The sequence below is a fragment of the Bacillus sp. SDLI1 genome (genome assembly GCF_001553895.1).
GTDB classification, from domain to species: Bacteria; Bacillota; Bacilli; order Bacillales; family Bacillaceae; genus Bacillus; species Bacillus siamensis.
In genome coordinates this window covers 2,134,589-2,149,180 of the sequence record NZ_CP013950.1, presented here as the reverse complement: position 1 = coordinate 2,149,180, position 14,592 = coordinate 2,134,589, and the positions used below count along the sequence as shown (strand labels likewise).

Here is a 14,592-nt window from a genome sequence, read left to right as displayed (position 1 = left end):
TTTGAGAGAACACTCTCAATGGTTTGGTGGCGATAGCGAAGAGGTCACACCCGTTCCCATGCCGAACACGGAAGTTAAGCTCTTCAGCGCCGATGGTAGTCGGGGGTTTCCCCCTGTGAGAGTAGGACGCCGCCAAGCCATTACACGTAAGTGTAATATACGGAGGATTAGCTCAGCTGGGAGAGCATCTGCCTTACAAGCAGAGGGTCGGCGGTTCGAGCCCGTCATCCTCCACCATATGCCGGCCTAGCTCAATTGGTAGAGCAACTGACTTGTAATCAGTAGGTTGGGGGTTCAAGTCCTCTGGCCGGCACCATTTTTGGACAAGATAATAACACAAGTCTTTAAAGAGAGCCATTAGCTCAGTTGGTAGAGCATCTGACTTTTAATCAGAGGGTCGAAGGTTCGAGTCCTTCATGGCTCACCATGTTACGCGGGTGTGGCGGAATTGGCAGACGCGCTAGACTTAGGATCTAGTGTCTTATGACGTGGGGGTTCAAGTCCCTTCACCCGCATTATACAGGATAGTTATCCTGTATGCGGAAGTAGTTCAGTGGTAGAACACCACCTTGCCAAGGTGGGGGTCGCGGGTTCGAATCCCGTCTTCCGCTCCAACTATACCATCCACGCCGGGGTGGTGGAATTGGCAGACACACAGGACTTAAAATCCTGCGGTAGGTGACTACCGTGCCGGTTCAAGTCCGGCCCTCGGCATTCATTATTATGCGCCCGTAGCTCAATTGGATAGAGCGTTTGACTACGGATCAAAAGGTTAGGGGTTCGACTCCTCTCGGGCGCGCCATATTTTTAAAAAATCGGGAAGTAGCTCAGCTTGGTAGAGCACATGGTTTGGGACCATGGGGTCGCAGGTTCGAATCCTGTCTTCCCGACCACTTTGGGGCCTTAGCTCAGCTGGGAGAGCGCCTGCTTTGCACGCAGGAGGTCAGCGGTTCGATCCCGCTAGGCTCCACCATTTATTTTTTGAAAAACATGTTGACTTTAAAAGAAACTTATTATATAATTAAAAAGTTGCTTGAGAAAGTGAACAAAATGATCTTTGAAAACTAAACAAGACAAAACGTACCTGTTAATTCAAAGTTTTAAATAAATCGCACAGCGATGTGCGTAGTCAGTCAAACTAAGGTCTGCACGATGCAGATCACACAGACGTTACTGCAGGATGCGGTGAACTTAGTCTGTGATCCATTTATCGGAGAGTTTGATCCTGGCTCAGGACGAACGCTGGCGGCGTGCCTAATACATGCAAGTCGAGCGGACAGATGGGAGCTTGCTCCCTGATGTTAGCGGCGGACGGGTGAGTAACACGTGGGTAACCTGCCTGTAAGACTGGGATAACTCCGGGAAACCGGGGCTAATACCGGATGCTTGTTTGAACCGCATGGTTCAGACAAAAAAGGTGGCTTCGGCTACCACTTACAGATGGACCCGCGGCGCATTAGCTAGTTGGTGAGGTAACGGCTCACCAAGGCGACGATGCGTAGCCGACCTGAGAGGGTGATCGGCCACACTGGGACTGAGACACGGCCCAGACTCCTACGGGAGGCAGCAGTAGGGAATCTTCCGCAATGGACGAAAGTCTGACGGAGCAACGCCGCGTGAGTGATGAAGGTTTTCGGATCGTAAAGCTCTGTTGTTAGGGAAGAACAAGTGCCGTTCAAATAGGGCGGCACCTTGACGGTACCTAACCAGAAAGCCACGGCTAACTACGTGCCAGCAGCCGCGGTAATACGTAGGTGGCAAGCGTTGTCCGGAATTATTGGGCGTAAAGGGCTCGCAGGCGGTTTCTTAAGTCTGATGTGAAAGCCCCCGGCTCAACCGGGGAGGGTCATTGGAAACTGGGGAACTTGAGTGCAGAAGAGGAGAGTGGAATTCCACGTGTAGCGGTGAAATGCGTAGAGATGTGGAGGAACACCAGTGGCGAAGGCGACTCTCTGGTCTGTAACTGACGCTGAGGAGCGAAAGCGTGGGGAGCGAACAGGATTAGATACCCTGGTAGTCCACGCCGTAAACGATGAGTGCTAAGTGTTAGGGGGTTTCCGCCCCTTAGTGCTGCAGCTAACGCATTAAGCACTCCGCCTGGGGAGTACGGTCGCAAGACTGAAACTCAAAGGAATTGACGGGGGCCCGCACAAGCGGTGGAGCATGTGGTTTAATTCGAAGCAACGCGAAGAACCTTACCAGGTCTTGACATCCTCTGACAACCCTAGAGATAGGACGTCCCCTTCGGGGGCAGAGTGACAGGTGGTGCATGGTTGTCGTCAGCTCGTGTCGTGAGATGTTGGGTTAAGTCCCGCAACGAGCGCAACCCTTGATCTTAGTTGCCAGCATTCAGTTGGGCACTCTAAGGTGACTGCCGGTGACAAACCGGAGGAAGGTGGGGATGACGTCAAATCATCATGCCCCTTATGACCTGGGCTACACACGTGCTACAATGGACAGAACAAAGGGCAGCGAAACCGCGAGGTTAAGCCAATCCCACAAATCTGTTCTCAGTTCGGATCGCAGTCTGCAACTCGACTGCGTGAAGCTGGAATCGCTAGTAATCGCGGATCAGCATGCCGCGGTGAATACGTTCCCGGGCCTTGTACACACCGCCCGTCACACCACGAGAGTTTGTAACACCCGAAGTCGGTGAGGTAACCTTTATGGAGCCAGCCGCCGAAGGTGGGACAGATGATTGGGGTGAAGTCGTAACAAGGTAGCCGTATCGGAAGGTGCGGCTGGATCACCTCCTTTCTAAGGATTTTAACGGAATATAAGACCTTGGGTCTTATAAACAGAACGTTCCCTGTCTTGTTTAGTTTTGAAGGATCATTCGATTCTTCGAGATAATGTTCTTTGAAAACTAGATAACAGAAGTAATTCACATTCAATTGTAATGCAAGATATCACGTAGTGATTCTTTTTAACGGTTAAGTTAGAAAGGGCGCACGGTGGATGCCTTGGCACTAGGAGCCGATGAAGGACGGGACGAACACCGATATGCTTCGGGGAGCTGTAAGCAAGCTTTGATCCGGAGATTTCCGAATGGGGAAACCCACCACTCGTAATGGAGTGGTATCCATATCTGAATACATAGGATATGAGAAGGCAGACCCGGGGAACTGAAACATCTAAGTACCCGGAGGAAGAGAAAGCAAATGCGATTCCCTGAGTAGCGGCGAGCGAAACGGGATCAGCCCAAACCAAGAGGCTTGCCTCTTGGGGTTGTAGGACACTCTGTACGGAGTTACAAAGGAACGAGGTAGATGAAGAGGTCTGGAAAGGCCCGCCATAGGAGGTAACAGCCCTGTAGTCAAAACTTCGTTCTCTCCAGAGTGGATCCTGAGTACGGCGGAACACGTGAAATTCCGTCGGAATCCGGGAGGACCATCTCCCAAGGCTAAATACTCCCTAGTGACCGATAGTGAACCAGTACCGTGAGGGAAAGGTGAAAAGCACCCCGGAAGGGGAGTGAAATAGATCCTGAAACCGTGTGCCTACAAGTAGTCAGAGCCCGTTAACGGGTGATGGCGTGCCTTTTGTAGAATGAACCGGCGAGTTACGATTCCGTGCAAGGTTAAGCAGAAGATGCGGAGCCGCAGCGAAAGCGAGTCTGAATAGGGCGCATGAGTACGTGGTCGTAGACCCGAAACCAGGTGATCTACCCATGTCCAGGGTGAAGTTCAGGTAACACTGAATGGAGGCCCGAACCCACGCACGTTGAAAAGTGCGGGGATGAGGTGTGGGTAGGGGTGAAATGCCAATCGAACCTGGAGATAGCTGGTTCTCTCCGAAATAGCTTTAGGGCTAGCCTCAAGGTAAGAGTCTCGGAGGTAGAGCACTGATTGGACTAGGGGCCCCTACCGGGTTACCGAATTCAGTCAAACTCCGAATGCCGATGACTTATCCTTGGGAGTCAGACTGCGAGTGATAAGATCCGTAGTCGAAAGGGAAACAGCCCAGACCGCCAGCTAAGGTCCCAAAGTATACGTTAAGTGGAAAAGGATGTGGAGTTGCTTAGACAACCAGGATGTTGGCTTAGAAGCAGCCACCATTTAAAGAGTGCGTAATAGCTCACTGGTCGAGTGACTCTGCGCCGAAAATGTACCGGGGCTAAACGTATCACCGAAGCTGCGGACTGTTCTTCGAACAGTGGTAGGAGAGCGTTCTAAGGGCTGTGAAGCAAGACCGGAAGGACTTGTGGAGCGCTTAGAAGTGAGAATGCCGGTATGAGTAGCGAAAGACGGGTGAGAATCCCGTCCACCGAATGCCTAAGGTTTCCTGAGGAAGGCTCGTCCGCTCAGGGTTAGTCGGGACCTAAGCCGAGGCCGAAAGGCGTAGGCGATGGATAACAGGTTGATATTCCTGTACCACCTCCTCACCATTTGAGCAATGGGGGGACGCAGGAGGATAGGGTAAGCGCGGTATTGGATATCCGCGTCCAAGCAGTTAGGCTGGGAAATAGGCAAATCCGTTTCCCGTGAAGGCTGAGCTGTGATGGCGAGCGAATTATAGTAGCGAAGTTCCTGATTCCACACTGCCAAGAAAAGCCTCTAGCGAGGTGAGAGGTGCCCGTACCGCAAACCGACACAGGTAGGCGAGGAGAGAATCCTAAGGTGATCGAGAGAACTCTCGTTAAGGAACTCGGCAAAATGACCCCGTAACTTCGGGAGAAGGGGTGCTCTGTTAGGGTGCAAGCCCGAGAGAGCCGCAGTGAATAGGCCCAGGCGACTGTTTAGCAAAAACACAGGTCTCTGCGAAGCCGTAAGGCGAAGTATAGGGGCTGACGCCTGCCCGGTGCTGGAAGGTTAAGAGGAGCGCTTAGCGTAAGCGAAGGTGCGAATTGAAGCCCCAGTAAACGGCGGCCGTAACTATAACGGTCCTAAGGTAGCGAAATTCCTTGTCGGGTAAGTTCCGACCCGCACGAAAGGCGCAACGATCTGGGCACTGTCTCAACGAGAGACTCGGTGAAATTATAGTACCTGTGAAGATGCAGGTTACCCGCGACAGGACGGAAAGACCCCGTGGAGCTTTACTGCAGCCTGATATTGAATGTTGGTACAGCTTGTACAGGATAGGTAGGAGCCTTGGAAACCGGAGCGCCAGCTTCGGTGGAGGCATCGGTGGGATACTACCCTGGCTGTATTGACCTTCTAACCCGCCGCCCTTATCGGGCGGGGAGACAGTGTCAGGTGGGCAGTTTGACTGGGGCGGTCGCCTCCTAAAAGGTAACGGAGGCGCCCAAAGGTTCCCTCAGAATGGTTGGAAATCATTCGCAGAGTGTAAAGGCACAAGGGAGCTTGACTGCGAGACCTACAAGTCGAGCAGGGACGAAAGTCGGGCTTAGTGATCCGGTGGTTCCGCATGGAAGGGCCATCGCTCAACGGATAAAAGCTACCCCGGGGATAACAGGCTTATCTCCCCCAAGAGTCCACATCGACGGGGAGGTTTGGCACCTCGATGTCGGCTCATCGCATCCTGGGGCTGTAGTCGGTCCCAAGGGTTGGGCTGTTCGCCCATTAAAGCGGTACGCGAGCTGGGTTCAGAACGTCGTGAGACAGTTCGGTCCCTATCCGTCGCGGGCGCAGGAAATTTGAGAGGAGCTGTCCTTAGTACGAGAGGACCGGGATGGACGCACCGCTGGTGTACCAGTTGTTCTGCCAAGGGCATCGCTGGGTAGCTATGTGCGGACGGGATAAGTGCTGAAAGCATCTAAGCATGAAGCCCCCCTCAAGATGAGATTTCCCATTCCGCAAGGAAGTAAGATCCCTGAAAGATGATCAGGTTGATAGGTCTGAGGTGGAAGTGTGGCGACACATGGAGCTGACAGATACTAATCGATCGAGGACTTAACCATTTTTGAATGTATGCTTACTGTTATCTAGTTTTGAGAGAACACTCTCAATGGTTTGGTGGCGATAGCGAAGAGGTCACACCCGTTCCCATGCCGAACACGGAAGTTAAGCTCTTCAGCGCCGATGGTAGTCGGGGGTTTCCCCCTGTGAGAGTAGGACGCCGCCAAGCAATCATACGGTAAAGACAGCTCATGATGAGCTGTCTTTTTTGTGTTTTTCTGCATACGTTATATAATATGAGAAAAGTAACGATATACCTTTTTGTAAAAGCAGGTTTTATGCTTGTGCAAAGTGGAAATAATAGAGATAGAGCGATACAGTTGAAAAATTTTGCGAAACACCTTATAGTAAGATTAAAGTCAAATATAGTCAAAGTCAATAAAGGAGGGGGTTGAGTGGGACATAATATTTCTGACATCATTGAACAGTACTTAAAACAAGTATTAGATCAAAATGGCAAAGAAATTTTAGAGATCAAACGCAGTGAAATTGCTGATAAATTTCAGTGTGTTCCTTCCCAAATAAATTATGTCATCAACACCAGATTCACAAGCGAAAGAGGATATATTGTTGAAAGTAAACGGGGAGGCGGCGGTTATATTCGTATTATCAAAGTTAAAATGAATAACGAAGTCGTCCTCATCAATAATATTATTTCGCAGATTCATACCCACTTGTCCCAGGCAGCCTCTGATGACATTATTCTCAGACTGTTAGAGGACGGGGTTATTTCGGAAAGAGAAGCTAAAATGATGGTGAGTGTAATGGATCGTTCAGTTCTATATATTGATTTGCCTGAACGGGATGAACTAAGAGCCAGAATGATGAAGGCGATGCTCACATCTTTAAAACTAAAGTAAGCGGGTGAAAAGATTGATTTGTCAAGAGTGCAATGAGAGACCGGCCACTTTTCACTTTACGAAAGTTGTTAATGGAGAAAAGCAAGAAGTTCATATTTGCGAACAATGTGCAAAAGAAAATAGTGATTCATACGGTATAAGTGGAAACCAAGGGTTCTCGATTCATAATTTATTATCAGGGCTGCTGAATATGGAGTCTTCCTTTCAAAACACGGGTTCTCAAATGTTCGGCTATTCAGAGCAAGGCACGGCCTGTAAGAAATGCGGCATGACGTTTCAACAGCTGAGAAAAACAGGGCGGTTCGGCTGTGCGGAGTGTTACGATACATTTCACAGCCAAATTACGCCGATCTTGCGAAAAGTCCACAGCGGGAACACGGTGCATGCCGGGAAAATTCCGAAACGTATAGGCGGAAACCTGCATGTAAGACGGCAAATGGAAATGTTAAAAAAGGAACTTGAATCTTTAATACATCAGGAAGAGTTTGAAAAGGCGGCGCAGGTCAGGGATCAGATCCGGTCGTTAGAGCAGAAATTAAAAGGCACAGACAGTGAGGAGGAACAAGGGTAATGTCGCTCAAGCATTTTATTCAGGACGCATTAAGCAATTGGATGAAGCAAAAGGGACCTGAAAGTGACATTGTACTCAGCAGCCGTATACGGTTGGCCAGAAACTTTGAAAATATAAAGTTTCCTGCCCGGTATACGAATGAAGAAGCCTCATCCATTATTCAGCAATTCGAAGATCATTTTTCAGGGAAAGAACTGCCTGATATCGGTCAATTTCATTTAATCAGAATGAGTGAAGCTCAGCCTTTGGAAAAACGGGTGCTGATGGAAAAGCATCTGATCAGCCCGAATTTAACGGAATCACCGTTTGGCGGCTGTCTGCTTTCTGAAAATGAAGAAGTCAGCATTATGTTAAATGAAGAAGATCATATCAGAATTCAATGTCTCTTCCCCGGCTTCCAGCTTCTCAACGCCATAAAAGCGGCAAACCAGGTTGATGACTGGATTGAGGAGAAAGTGGATTACGCTTTTGGAGAGAAGAGAGGATACTTAACAAGCTGTCCTACAAATGTAGGGACGGGACTAAGGGCTTCGGTCATGATGCATTTGCCGGGTCTTGTGCTAACTAGGCAAATGAATCGAATTATACCGGCAATTAACCAATTAGGTTTAGTTGTTAGAGGAATTTACGGGGAAGGCAGCGAAGCATTAGGAAATATCTTTCAAATTTCAAATCAAATCACACTTGGAAAATCAGAACAGGACATCGTCGATGATTTGAATAGTGTGGCTGCCCAGCTGATTGAGCAGGAACGCTCAGCCCGAGAAGCGCTTTATCAAACCTCGAAAATTGAATTAGAGGACCGGGTATTCAGATCTTACGGAGTTTTATCCAACTGCCGAATGATTGAATCGAAGGAAACGGCGAAATGCCTTTCTGACGTTCGGCTGGGGATAGACCTGGGGATCATTAAAGGGCTATCAAGCAATATACTTAATGAACTGATGATTTTGACACAGCCCGGTTTTCTCCAGCAATATTCGGGCGGCGCATTACGGCCGAACGAAAGAGACGCGAGAAGAGCGGCTCTTATCAGGGAAAGGCTGCGTTTAGAAATGAGTGCAAATAGACAGGAGGATGATTCGATATGATGTTTGGAAGATTTACAGAGCGGGCTCAAAAGGTATTGGCACTGGCACAGGAAGAAGCACTGCGCTTAGGCCATACAAATATCGGAACTGAACATATATTATTGGGGTTAGTCCGTGAAGGTGAAGGGATAGCATTTAAAGCTTTAGAAGCGCTTGGCCTCAATTCAGATAAAATGCAGAAAGAAGTGGAAAGTTTGATTGGCCGAGGACAGGAAAGCACCACCTCTGTCCCTCATTACACGCCTCGAGCCAAAAAGGTAATAGAACTATCAATGGATGAAGCCAGAAAGCTCGGTCATTCTTATGTAGGAACAGAGCACATACTTCTTGGGCTGATTCGTGAAGGTGAGGGAGTCGCCGCGAGAGTTCTGAATAATCTGGGTGTCAGTCTCAATAAGGCGAGACAGCAGGTTCTGCAGCTTCTCGGAAGCAATGAGACAGGGACATCCGGAGCAGGGACAAATAGCAGCGCAAACACGCCGACGCTTGACAGTCTGGCGCGTGATTTAACCGCGATTGCGAGGGAAGACAGCCTTGATCCGGTTATCGGCCGAAGCAAAGAAATTCAGCGTGTTATTGAGGTATTAAGCCGCAGAACAAAGAATAATCCCGTTCTGATTGGGGAACCGGGTGTAGGTAAAACTGCGATTGCTGAAGGTCTCGCACAGCAGATCATCAACAATGAAGTGCCGGAAATTTTACGCGATAAACGCGTAATGACATTAGACATGGGAACGGTTGTAGCCGGCACGAAATACCGCGGAGAATTTGAAGACCGTTTGAAAAAAGTAATGGATGAAATACGTCAGGCGGGCAATATCATTTTATTCATTGACGAATTGCACACACTGATCGGAGCTGGAGGAGCAGAAGGTGCGATTGACGCGTCGAATATTTTAAAACCTTCACTCGCTCGCGGAGAGCTTCAGTGCATTGGTGCGACAACGCTTGATGAATACCGCAAATATATCGAAAAAGACGCAGCTCTGGAGCGCCGCTTCCAGCCGATTCAGGTGGATGAGCCGTCAGTCGATGAAAGCATTCAGATCTTAAAAGGGCTTCGTGACCGCTATGAAGCGCATCACCGCGTATCCATTACCGATGAAGCGATCGAAGCGGCGGTTAAATTGTCTGACCGTTATATTTCTGACCGCTTCCTTCCGGATAAAGCGATCGATTTAATTGACGAAGCTGGTTCAAAAGTACGTCTCCGTTCCTTCACAACGCCTCCGAACTTAAAAGAGCTTGAGCAGAAACTCGATGAAGTTCGCAAGGAAAAAGACGCTGCCGTTCAAAGCCAGGAGTTTGAAAAAGCGGCTTCTCTTCGTGATACGGAGCAGCGCTTGAGAGAACAGGTGGAAGATACGAAAAAAACGTGGAAAGAAAAACAAGGCCAGGAGAACTCCGAAGTTTCTGTAGAGGATATCGCAATGGTGGTATCCAGCTGGACCGGGGTGCCTGTATCTAAAATTGCGCAAACGGAAACAGATAAGCTTCTCAATATGGAAAGTATTCTGCACTCCCGCGTCATTGGCCAGGATGAAGCCGTTGTAGCCGTTGCGAAGGCTGTCAGACGTGCAAGAGCCGGTTTGAAGGATCCGAAACGTCCGATCGGTTCATTCATCTTCTTAGGCCCTACAGGCGTAGGGAAGACAGAGCTGGCAAGAGCGCTGGCGGAATCTATTTTCGGTGATGAAGAAGCGATGATCAGAGTGGATATGTCCGAATATATGGAGAAACATTCGACTTCACGTCTTGTCGGTTCTCCTCCGGGATATGTCGGCTATGATGAAGGCGGCCAGCTGACGGAAAAAGTGAGAAGAAAACCTTACTCTGTCGTACTGCTTGATGAAATTGAAAAAGCGCATCCTGATGTGTTTAACATTCTTCTGCAAGTGCTTGAAGACGGACGCTTGACTGATTCAAAGGGACGCACTGTTGATTTCCGCAATACGATCCTGATTATGACGTCAAACGTCGGAGCGAGCGAGCTGAAACGCAACAAATATGTGGGCTTCAATGTGCAGGATGAATCACAAAACCATAAAGACATGAAAGACAAAGTCATGGGAGAGCTGAAGCGTGCCTTCAGACCTGAATTTATCAACCGGATTGACGAAATTATCGTCTTCCACTCCCTTGAGAAAAAACATCTTACAGACATCGTGTCGCTTATGTCTGACCAATTAACAAAACGTCTGAAAGAACAAGATCTCTCTATAGAGCTGACGGATGTTGCAAAAGCAAAAGTAGCAGACGAGGGCGTCGACTTGGAATACGGCGCACGTCCGTTAAGAAGAGCGATTCAAAAGCATGTGGAGGACCGGTTATCAGAAGAGCTTCTCAGAGGCAATATTGATAAAGGCCAGCACATCGTTCTTGACGTTGAAGACGGCGAATTTGTCGTAAAAACAACTGCTAAAACGAACTAATATAGTGACAAACATGAGGCATACGTAAGCAAGTGTATGCCTCACTTTGTTATATAGAGAAATATTCGATAAGGAAGAGGTCTTACAGCATATATGGCTAAATCAAAAACAAAATTCATCTGCCACTCATGCGGTTATGAATCCGCAAAATGGATGGGGAAATGCCCGGGCTGCGGGGCTTGGAATACAATGGTGGAAGAAACCGTCAAAAAAGAGCCGGCGAATCGGCGGGCGGCTTTCTCCCACTCCGTTCAAACCGTCCAGAAACCATCACCCATTACATCAATTGAAACATCAGAAGAACCCCGTGTTCACACCAAGCTCGAAGAATTCAACAGAGTGCTTGGCGGCGGCGTTGTGAAGGGCTCGTTAGTATTAATCGGCGGCGACCCCGGCATCGGGAAATCAACGCTCCTTCTTCAAGTATCCGCACAATTAGCAGACACGGCCGGCAGCGTGCTTTACATTTCCGGGGAGGAATCCGTGAAGCAAACGAAGCTGCGCGCCGACAGGCTTGGAATCAACAGCCAATTGTTACATGTTTTATCTGAAACCGATATGGAGTATATTTCGTCTGCTATACAAGAGATGAATCCCGCATTTGTTGTTGTAGACTCCATTCAGACCGTTTACCAAAGCGACATCACCTCAGCTCCCGGCAGTGTATCACAAGTAAGAGAGTGTACGGCTGAATTGATGAAAATCGCGAAAACAAACGGCATTCCGATTTTTATCGTCGGACACGTCACAAAAGAAGGATCGATCGCTGGGCCGAGATTGCTTGAGCATATGGTCGATACCGTTCTATACTTTGAAGGAGAGCGGCACCATACATTCCGTATTTTGCGGGCTGTAAAAAACCGTTTCGGCTCAACAAATGAAATGGGCATCTTTGAAATGCGGGAAGAGGGGCTTACAGAAGTGCTGAACCCTTCGGAAATTTTCTTGGAGGAGCGTTCTGCCGGGGCTTCGGGTTCGAGTATCGTTGCGTCAATGGAAGGAACGAGACCGATTCTGGTTGAAATTCAGGCGCTCATATCACCGACCAGCTTTGGAAACCCGCGCCGCATGGCTACAGGGATTGACCACAACAGGGTGTCGTTAATCATGGCTGTGCTTGAGAAGCGGGTGGGGCTATTGCTTCAGAATCAAGATGCGTACTTAAAAGTCGCCGGCGGGGTCAAACTGGATGAACCGGCGATTGATTTGGCAGTAGCCGTCAGCATTGCTTCAAGCTTCAGAGATACACCGCCGAATCCTGCAGATTGCTTTATCGGTGAAGTGGGTCTGACAGGAGAAGTCCGCAGGGTGTCAAGAATCGAACAGCGCGTAAAAGAAGCGGCGAAACTCGGCTTCAAGCGTATGGTCATACCTGAGGCGAATGCAGGCGGATGGACAATACCAAAAGGGATTGAGGTTGTCGGAGTAGCAAATGTTGCAGAAGCGCTTCGTACTTCATTAGGAGGATCATAATAGATGGAAAAAGAGAAAAAAGGGGCGAAACAAGAGCTTGACCTGTCTGCAATTCTGCAGTTCGTTGCACCGGGCACGCCGCTCAGAGCCGGGATAGAGAATGTACTTCGGGCAAATACGGGCGGCCTGATTGTTGTCGGATACAATGATAAGGTAAAGCAAGTCGTGGATGGCGGTTTTCATATTAATACATCATTTGCGCCCGCTCACCTATACGAGCTGGCCAAAATGGACGGTGCCATTATTTTAAGTGATTCCGGTCAGAAAATTCTTTATGCGAATACACAGCTTATGCCGGAAGCGACCATTTCTTCTTCAGAAACGGGAATGAGGCACCGTACGGCGGAACGGGTGGCGAAGCAGACCGGCTGTCTCGTCATCGCCATTTCTGAACGCAGAAATGTCATTACGTTATACCAGGACAGTATGAAATACACACTGAAGGACATAGGATTTATTTTAACAAAAGCAAACCAGGCCATTCAAACGCTAGAGAAGTATAAAACCATTTTAGACAAAACGATTACGGCTTTAAACGCTTTAGAGTTTGAGGAGCTCGTGACATTCAGTGACGTGCTGTCCGTTATGCACCGCTATGAAATGGTGCTCCGTATAAAAAATGAAATCAACATGTATATTAAAGAACTCGGAACGGAAGGCCACTTAATCCGTCTGCAGGTGATTGAACTGATTACAGATATGGAAGAAGAAGCGGCTCTTTTCATCAAAGACTATGTAAAAGAAAAAATCAAAGATCCGTTCGTGCTGTTAAAAGAGCTTCAGGATATGTCCAGCTACGATCTGCTTGATGATTCCATTCTGTTTAAGCTGCTTGGATATCCCGCTTCTACCAACCTTGATGATTATGTGCTGCCGAGAGGGTACAGACTGCTGAATAAAATTCCGCGTCTGCCGATGCCGATTGTTGAAAATGTGGTTGAGGCGTTCGGATTTTTGCCAAGCATAACGGAAGCCACTGTTGAAGAGCTGGATGATGTGGAAGGCATCGGCGAGGTGCGCGCTCAAAAAATCAAAAAAGGTTTAAAACGTCTTCAAGAAAAACACTATATAGATAGACAGCTTTAAGTATCGCTTAAACCTGTCAGAATCCGGGTATATTATTGTTAGTTTTTGTTTATTCTGATATTTGTAGGCTTTGACAGCCTGCTGAAAAATGTTACTTAAAAGGAGGTGGAGGTATGTTAAAACGAATAGTTCAGGCGTTCTTCATTATTGTGGGCGGCGTTGTCGGTATCTTTTTAATACCTGAATTGTTTGTACTGTCAAATATACAGGACATACCTTTAATAACAAACGCATATACGTCTGCTGCAATTGGTGCTATTATCTTTTTTCTCATCAGTATATGGACGACAGAATATGTGATTAATTGGGTGAAATGGATTGAAGATTCTTTGCTGAGAGCTCCGGTGCCGGATCTGTTATTCGGAAGTCTCGGATTGGTTTTTGGACTTATCATCGCATATCTCATTGTAAACGTGATTCCGCTGGACAATATTCCGTACCGTATATTCAGCACCATCATCCCGGTCTTTTTGGCTTTCTTTCTCGGTTATCTGGGCTTCCAGGTCGGATTTAAGAAAAAGGATGAACTGATCGGTCTGTTCTCCATTTCTGCAAGAATGCAGAAGAAAAAGGGAAGTGCGGATGAGGAGCAAGAGGAGCAGGAGAAAAGGCTGAAAATCTTGGATACAAGTGTTATTATTGATGGGAGAATTGCAGATATTTGTCAGACGGGCTTTTTAGAAGGAGTCATTGTCATTCCTCAATTTGTGCTTGAGGAATTACAGCATATCGCTGATTCTTCAGATGTTTTAAAACGCAACAGAGGACGCCGCGGACTGGATATTTTGAATCGCATTCAAAAGGAACTGGATATTACGGTTGAAATTTATGAAGGCGACTTCGAAGACATTCAAGAGGTTGACAGCAAGCTTGTCAAACTTGCGAAGCTGACATCCGGTGTCGTTGTGACGAATGATTTTAATTTAAATAAAGTATGTGAGCTTCAGAAGGTTGCGGTACTGAATATTAATGACCTTGCAAACGCGGTGAAGCCGGTTGTGCTCCCGGGTGAAGAAATGAATGTGCAGGTGATTAAGGACGGGAAAGAGCATAATCAAGGTGTGGCTTACTTGGATGACGGAACAATGATCGTTGTGGAAGAAGGCCGCAATTATATAGGGAAACATATTGATGTGCTCGTAACCAGCGTGCTGCAGACAGCGGCGGGGCGAATGATTTTTGCCAAGCCTAAGCTGCTTGAGAAGGCTCTTTAAGAGGGAG

Annotated in this window: 7 protein-coding genes, 9 tRNA genes and 4 rRNA genes; all 20 read left to right on the top strand. The window is 48.0% G+C overall.

Annotation, left to right across the window (positions count from 1 at the left end; all coding sequences use genetic code 11):
- Positions 1 to 22 precede the first annotated feature (22 nt).
- The 20 genes from rrf (AUL54_RS10260) to AUL54_RS10165 all read left to right on the top strand — a co-directional run bounded on the left by rrf (AUL54_RS10260) (position 23) and on the right by AUL54_RS10165 (position 14,585).
- A 5S ribosomal RNA gene (rrf, locus tag AUL54_RS10260) occupies positions 23 to 138 on the top strand.
- A 23-nt stretch (positions 139 to 161) separates the two neighbouring features.
- Positions 162 to 237, top strand: a tRNA-Val gene (locus AUL54_RS10255).
- Between the two features lie 3 nt (positions 238 to 240).
- A tRNA-Thr gene (locus AUL54_RS10250) sits at positions 241 to 316 on the top strand.
- Between the two features lie 35 nt (positions 317 to 351).
- A tRNA-Lys gene (locus tag AUL54_RS10245) sits at positions 352 to 427 on the top strand.
- Between the two features lie 6 nt (positions 428 to 433).
- Positions 434 to 515, top strand: a tRNA-Leu gene (locus AUL54_RS10240).
- 24 nt (positions 516 to 539) lie between these two features.
- Positions 540 to 614, top strand: a tRNA-Gly gene (locus AUL54_RS10235).
- A gap of 14 nt (positions 615 to 628) precedes the next feature.
- Positions 629 to 714 (top strand) — tRNA-Leu (locus tag AUL54_RS10230).
- Positions 715 to 725: 11 nt separating this feature from the next.
- Positions 726 to 802, top strand: a tRNA-Arg gene (locus AUL54_RS10225).
- A 14-nt stretch (positions 803 to 816) separates the two neighbouring features.
- Positions 817 to 893: transfer RNA gene (locus AUL54_RS10220), tRNA-Pro, on the top strand.
- Positions 894 to 897: 4 nt separating this feature from the next.
- A tRNA-Ala gene (locus tag AUL54_RS10215) sits at positions 898 to 973 on the top strand.
- Positions 974 to 1,207: 234 nt separating this feature from the next.
- A 16S ribosomal RNA gene (locus AUL54_RS10210) occupies positions 1,208 to 2,757 on the top strand.
- 174 nt (positions 2,758 to 2,931) lie between these two features.
- Positions 2,932 to 5,860: ribosomal RNA gene (locus tag AUL54_RS10205) — 23S ribosomal RNA — on the top strand.
- A 51-nt stretch (positions 5,861 to 5,911) separates the two neighbouring features.
- Positions 5,912 to 6,027, top strand: a 5S ribosomal RNA gene (gene rrf / locus AUL54_RS10200).
- The 16S, 23S and 5S rRNA genes sit together here with 9 tRNA genes alongside, the layout of an rRNA operon.
- A gap of 226 nt (positions 6,028 to 6,253) precedes the next feature.
- Positions 6,254 to 6,718 carry a transcriptional regulator CtsR gene (gene ctsR / locus AUL54_RS10195; protein WP_016935919.1) on the top strand — a complete coding sequence of 155 codons (465 nt, stop codon included), beginning with the start codon at positions 6,254 to 6,256 and terminating at the stop codon, positions 6,716 to 6,718.
- Positions 6,719 to 6,731: 13 nt separating this feature from the next.
- On the top strand, positions 6,732 to 7,289 hold the full coding sequence (locus tag AUL54_RS10190) for a protein-arginine kinase activator protein McsA (RefSeq protein WP_016935918.1): 558 nt from the start codon (positions 6,732 to 6,734) through the stop codon (positions 7,287 to 7,289).
- Positions 7,289 to 8,380, top strand: coding sequence for a protein-arginine kinase McsB (locus tag AUL54_RS10185; RefSeq protein ID WP_060963754.1), 1,092 nt, complete (start codon positions 7,289 to 7,291; stop codon positions 8,378 to 8,380). The genes AUL54_RS10190 and AUL54_RS10185 overlap by 1 nt, the downstream gene beginning before the upstream one ends.
- A complete protein-coding gene (clpC, locus tag AUL54_RS10180) occupies positions 8,377 to 10,812 on the top strand; it encodes an ATP-dependent protease ATP-binding subunit ClpC (RefSeq protein WP_060963753.1) in 2,436 nt (811 codons plus the stop codon). Before AUL54_RS10185 ends, clpC begins: the two co-directional genes overlap by 4 nt.
- Before the next feature lie 93 nt (positions 10,813 to 10,905).
- The gene (gene radA / locus AUL54_RS10175; protein ID WP_060963752.1) at positions 10,906 to 12,285 is read left to right on the top strand and encodes a DNA repair protein RadA; all 1,380 of its coding nucleotides are present in this window, start codon (positions 10,906 to 10,908) and stop codon (positions 12,283 to 12,285) included.
- 3 nt (positions 12,286 to 12,288) lie between these two features.
- Positions 12,289 to 13,371 carry a DNA integrity scanning diadenylate cyclase DisA gene (disA, locus tag AUL54_RS10170; RefSeq protein WP_003156401.1) on the top strand — a complete coding sequence of 361 codons (1,083 nt, stop codon included), beginning with the start codon at positions 12,289 to 12,291 and terminating at the stop codon, positions 13,369 to 13,371.
- A gap of 113 nt (positions 13,372 to 13,484) precedes the next feature.
- Entirely contained in the window at positions 13,485 to 14,585 is a 1,101-nt protein-coding gene (locus tag AUL54_RS10165) for a PIN/TRAM domain-containing protein (protein WP_016935914.1), read from the top strand.
- Positions 14,586 to 14,592 lie beyond the last annotated feature (7 nt).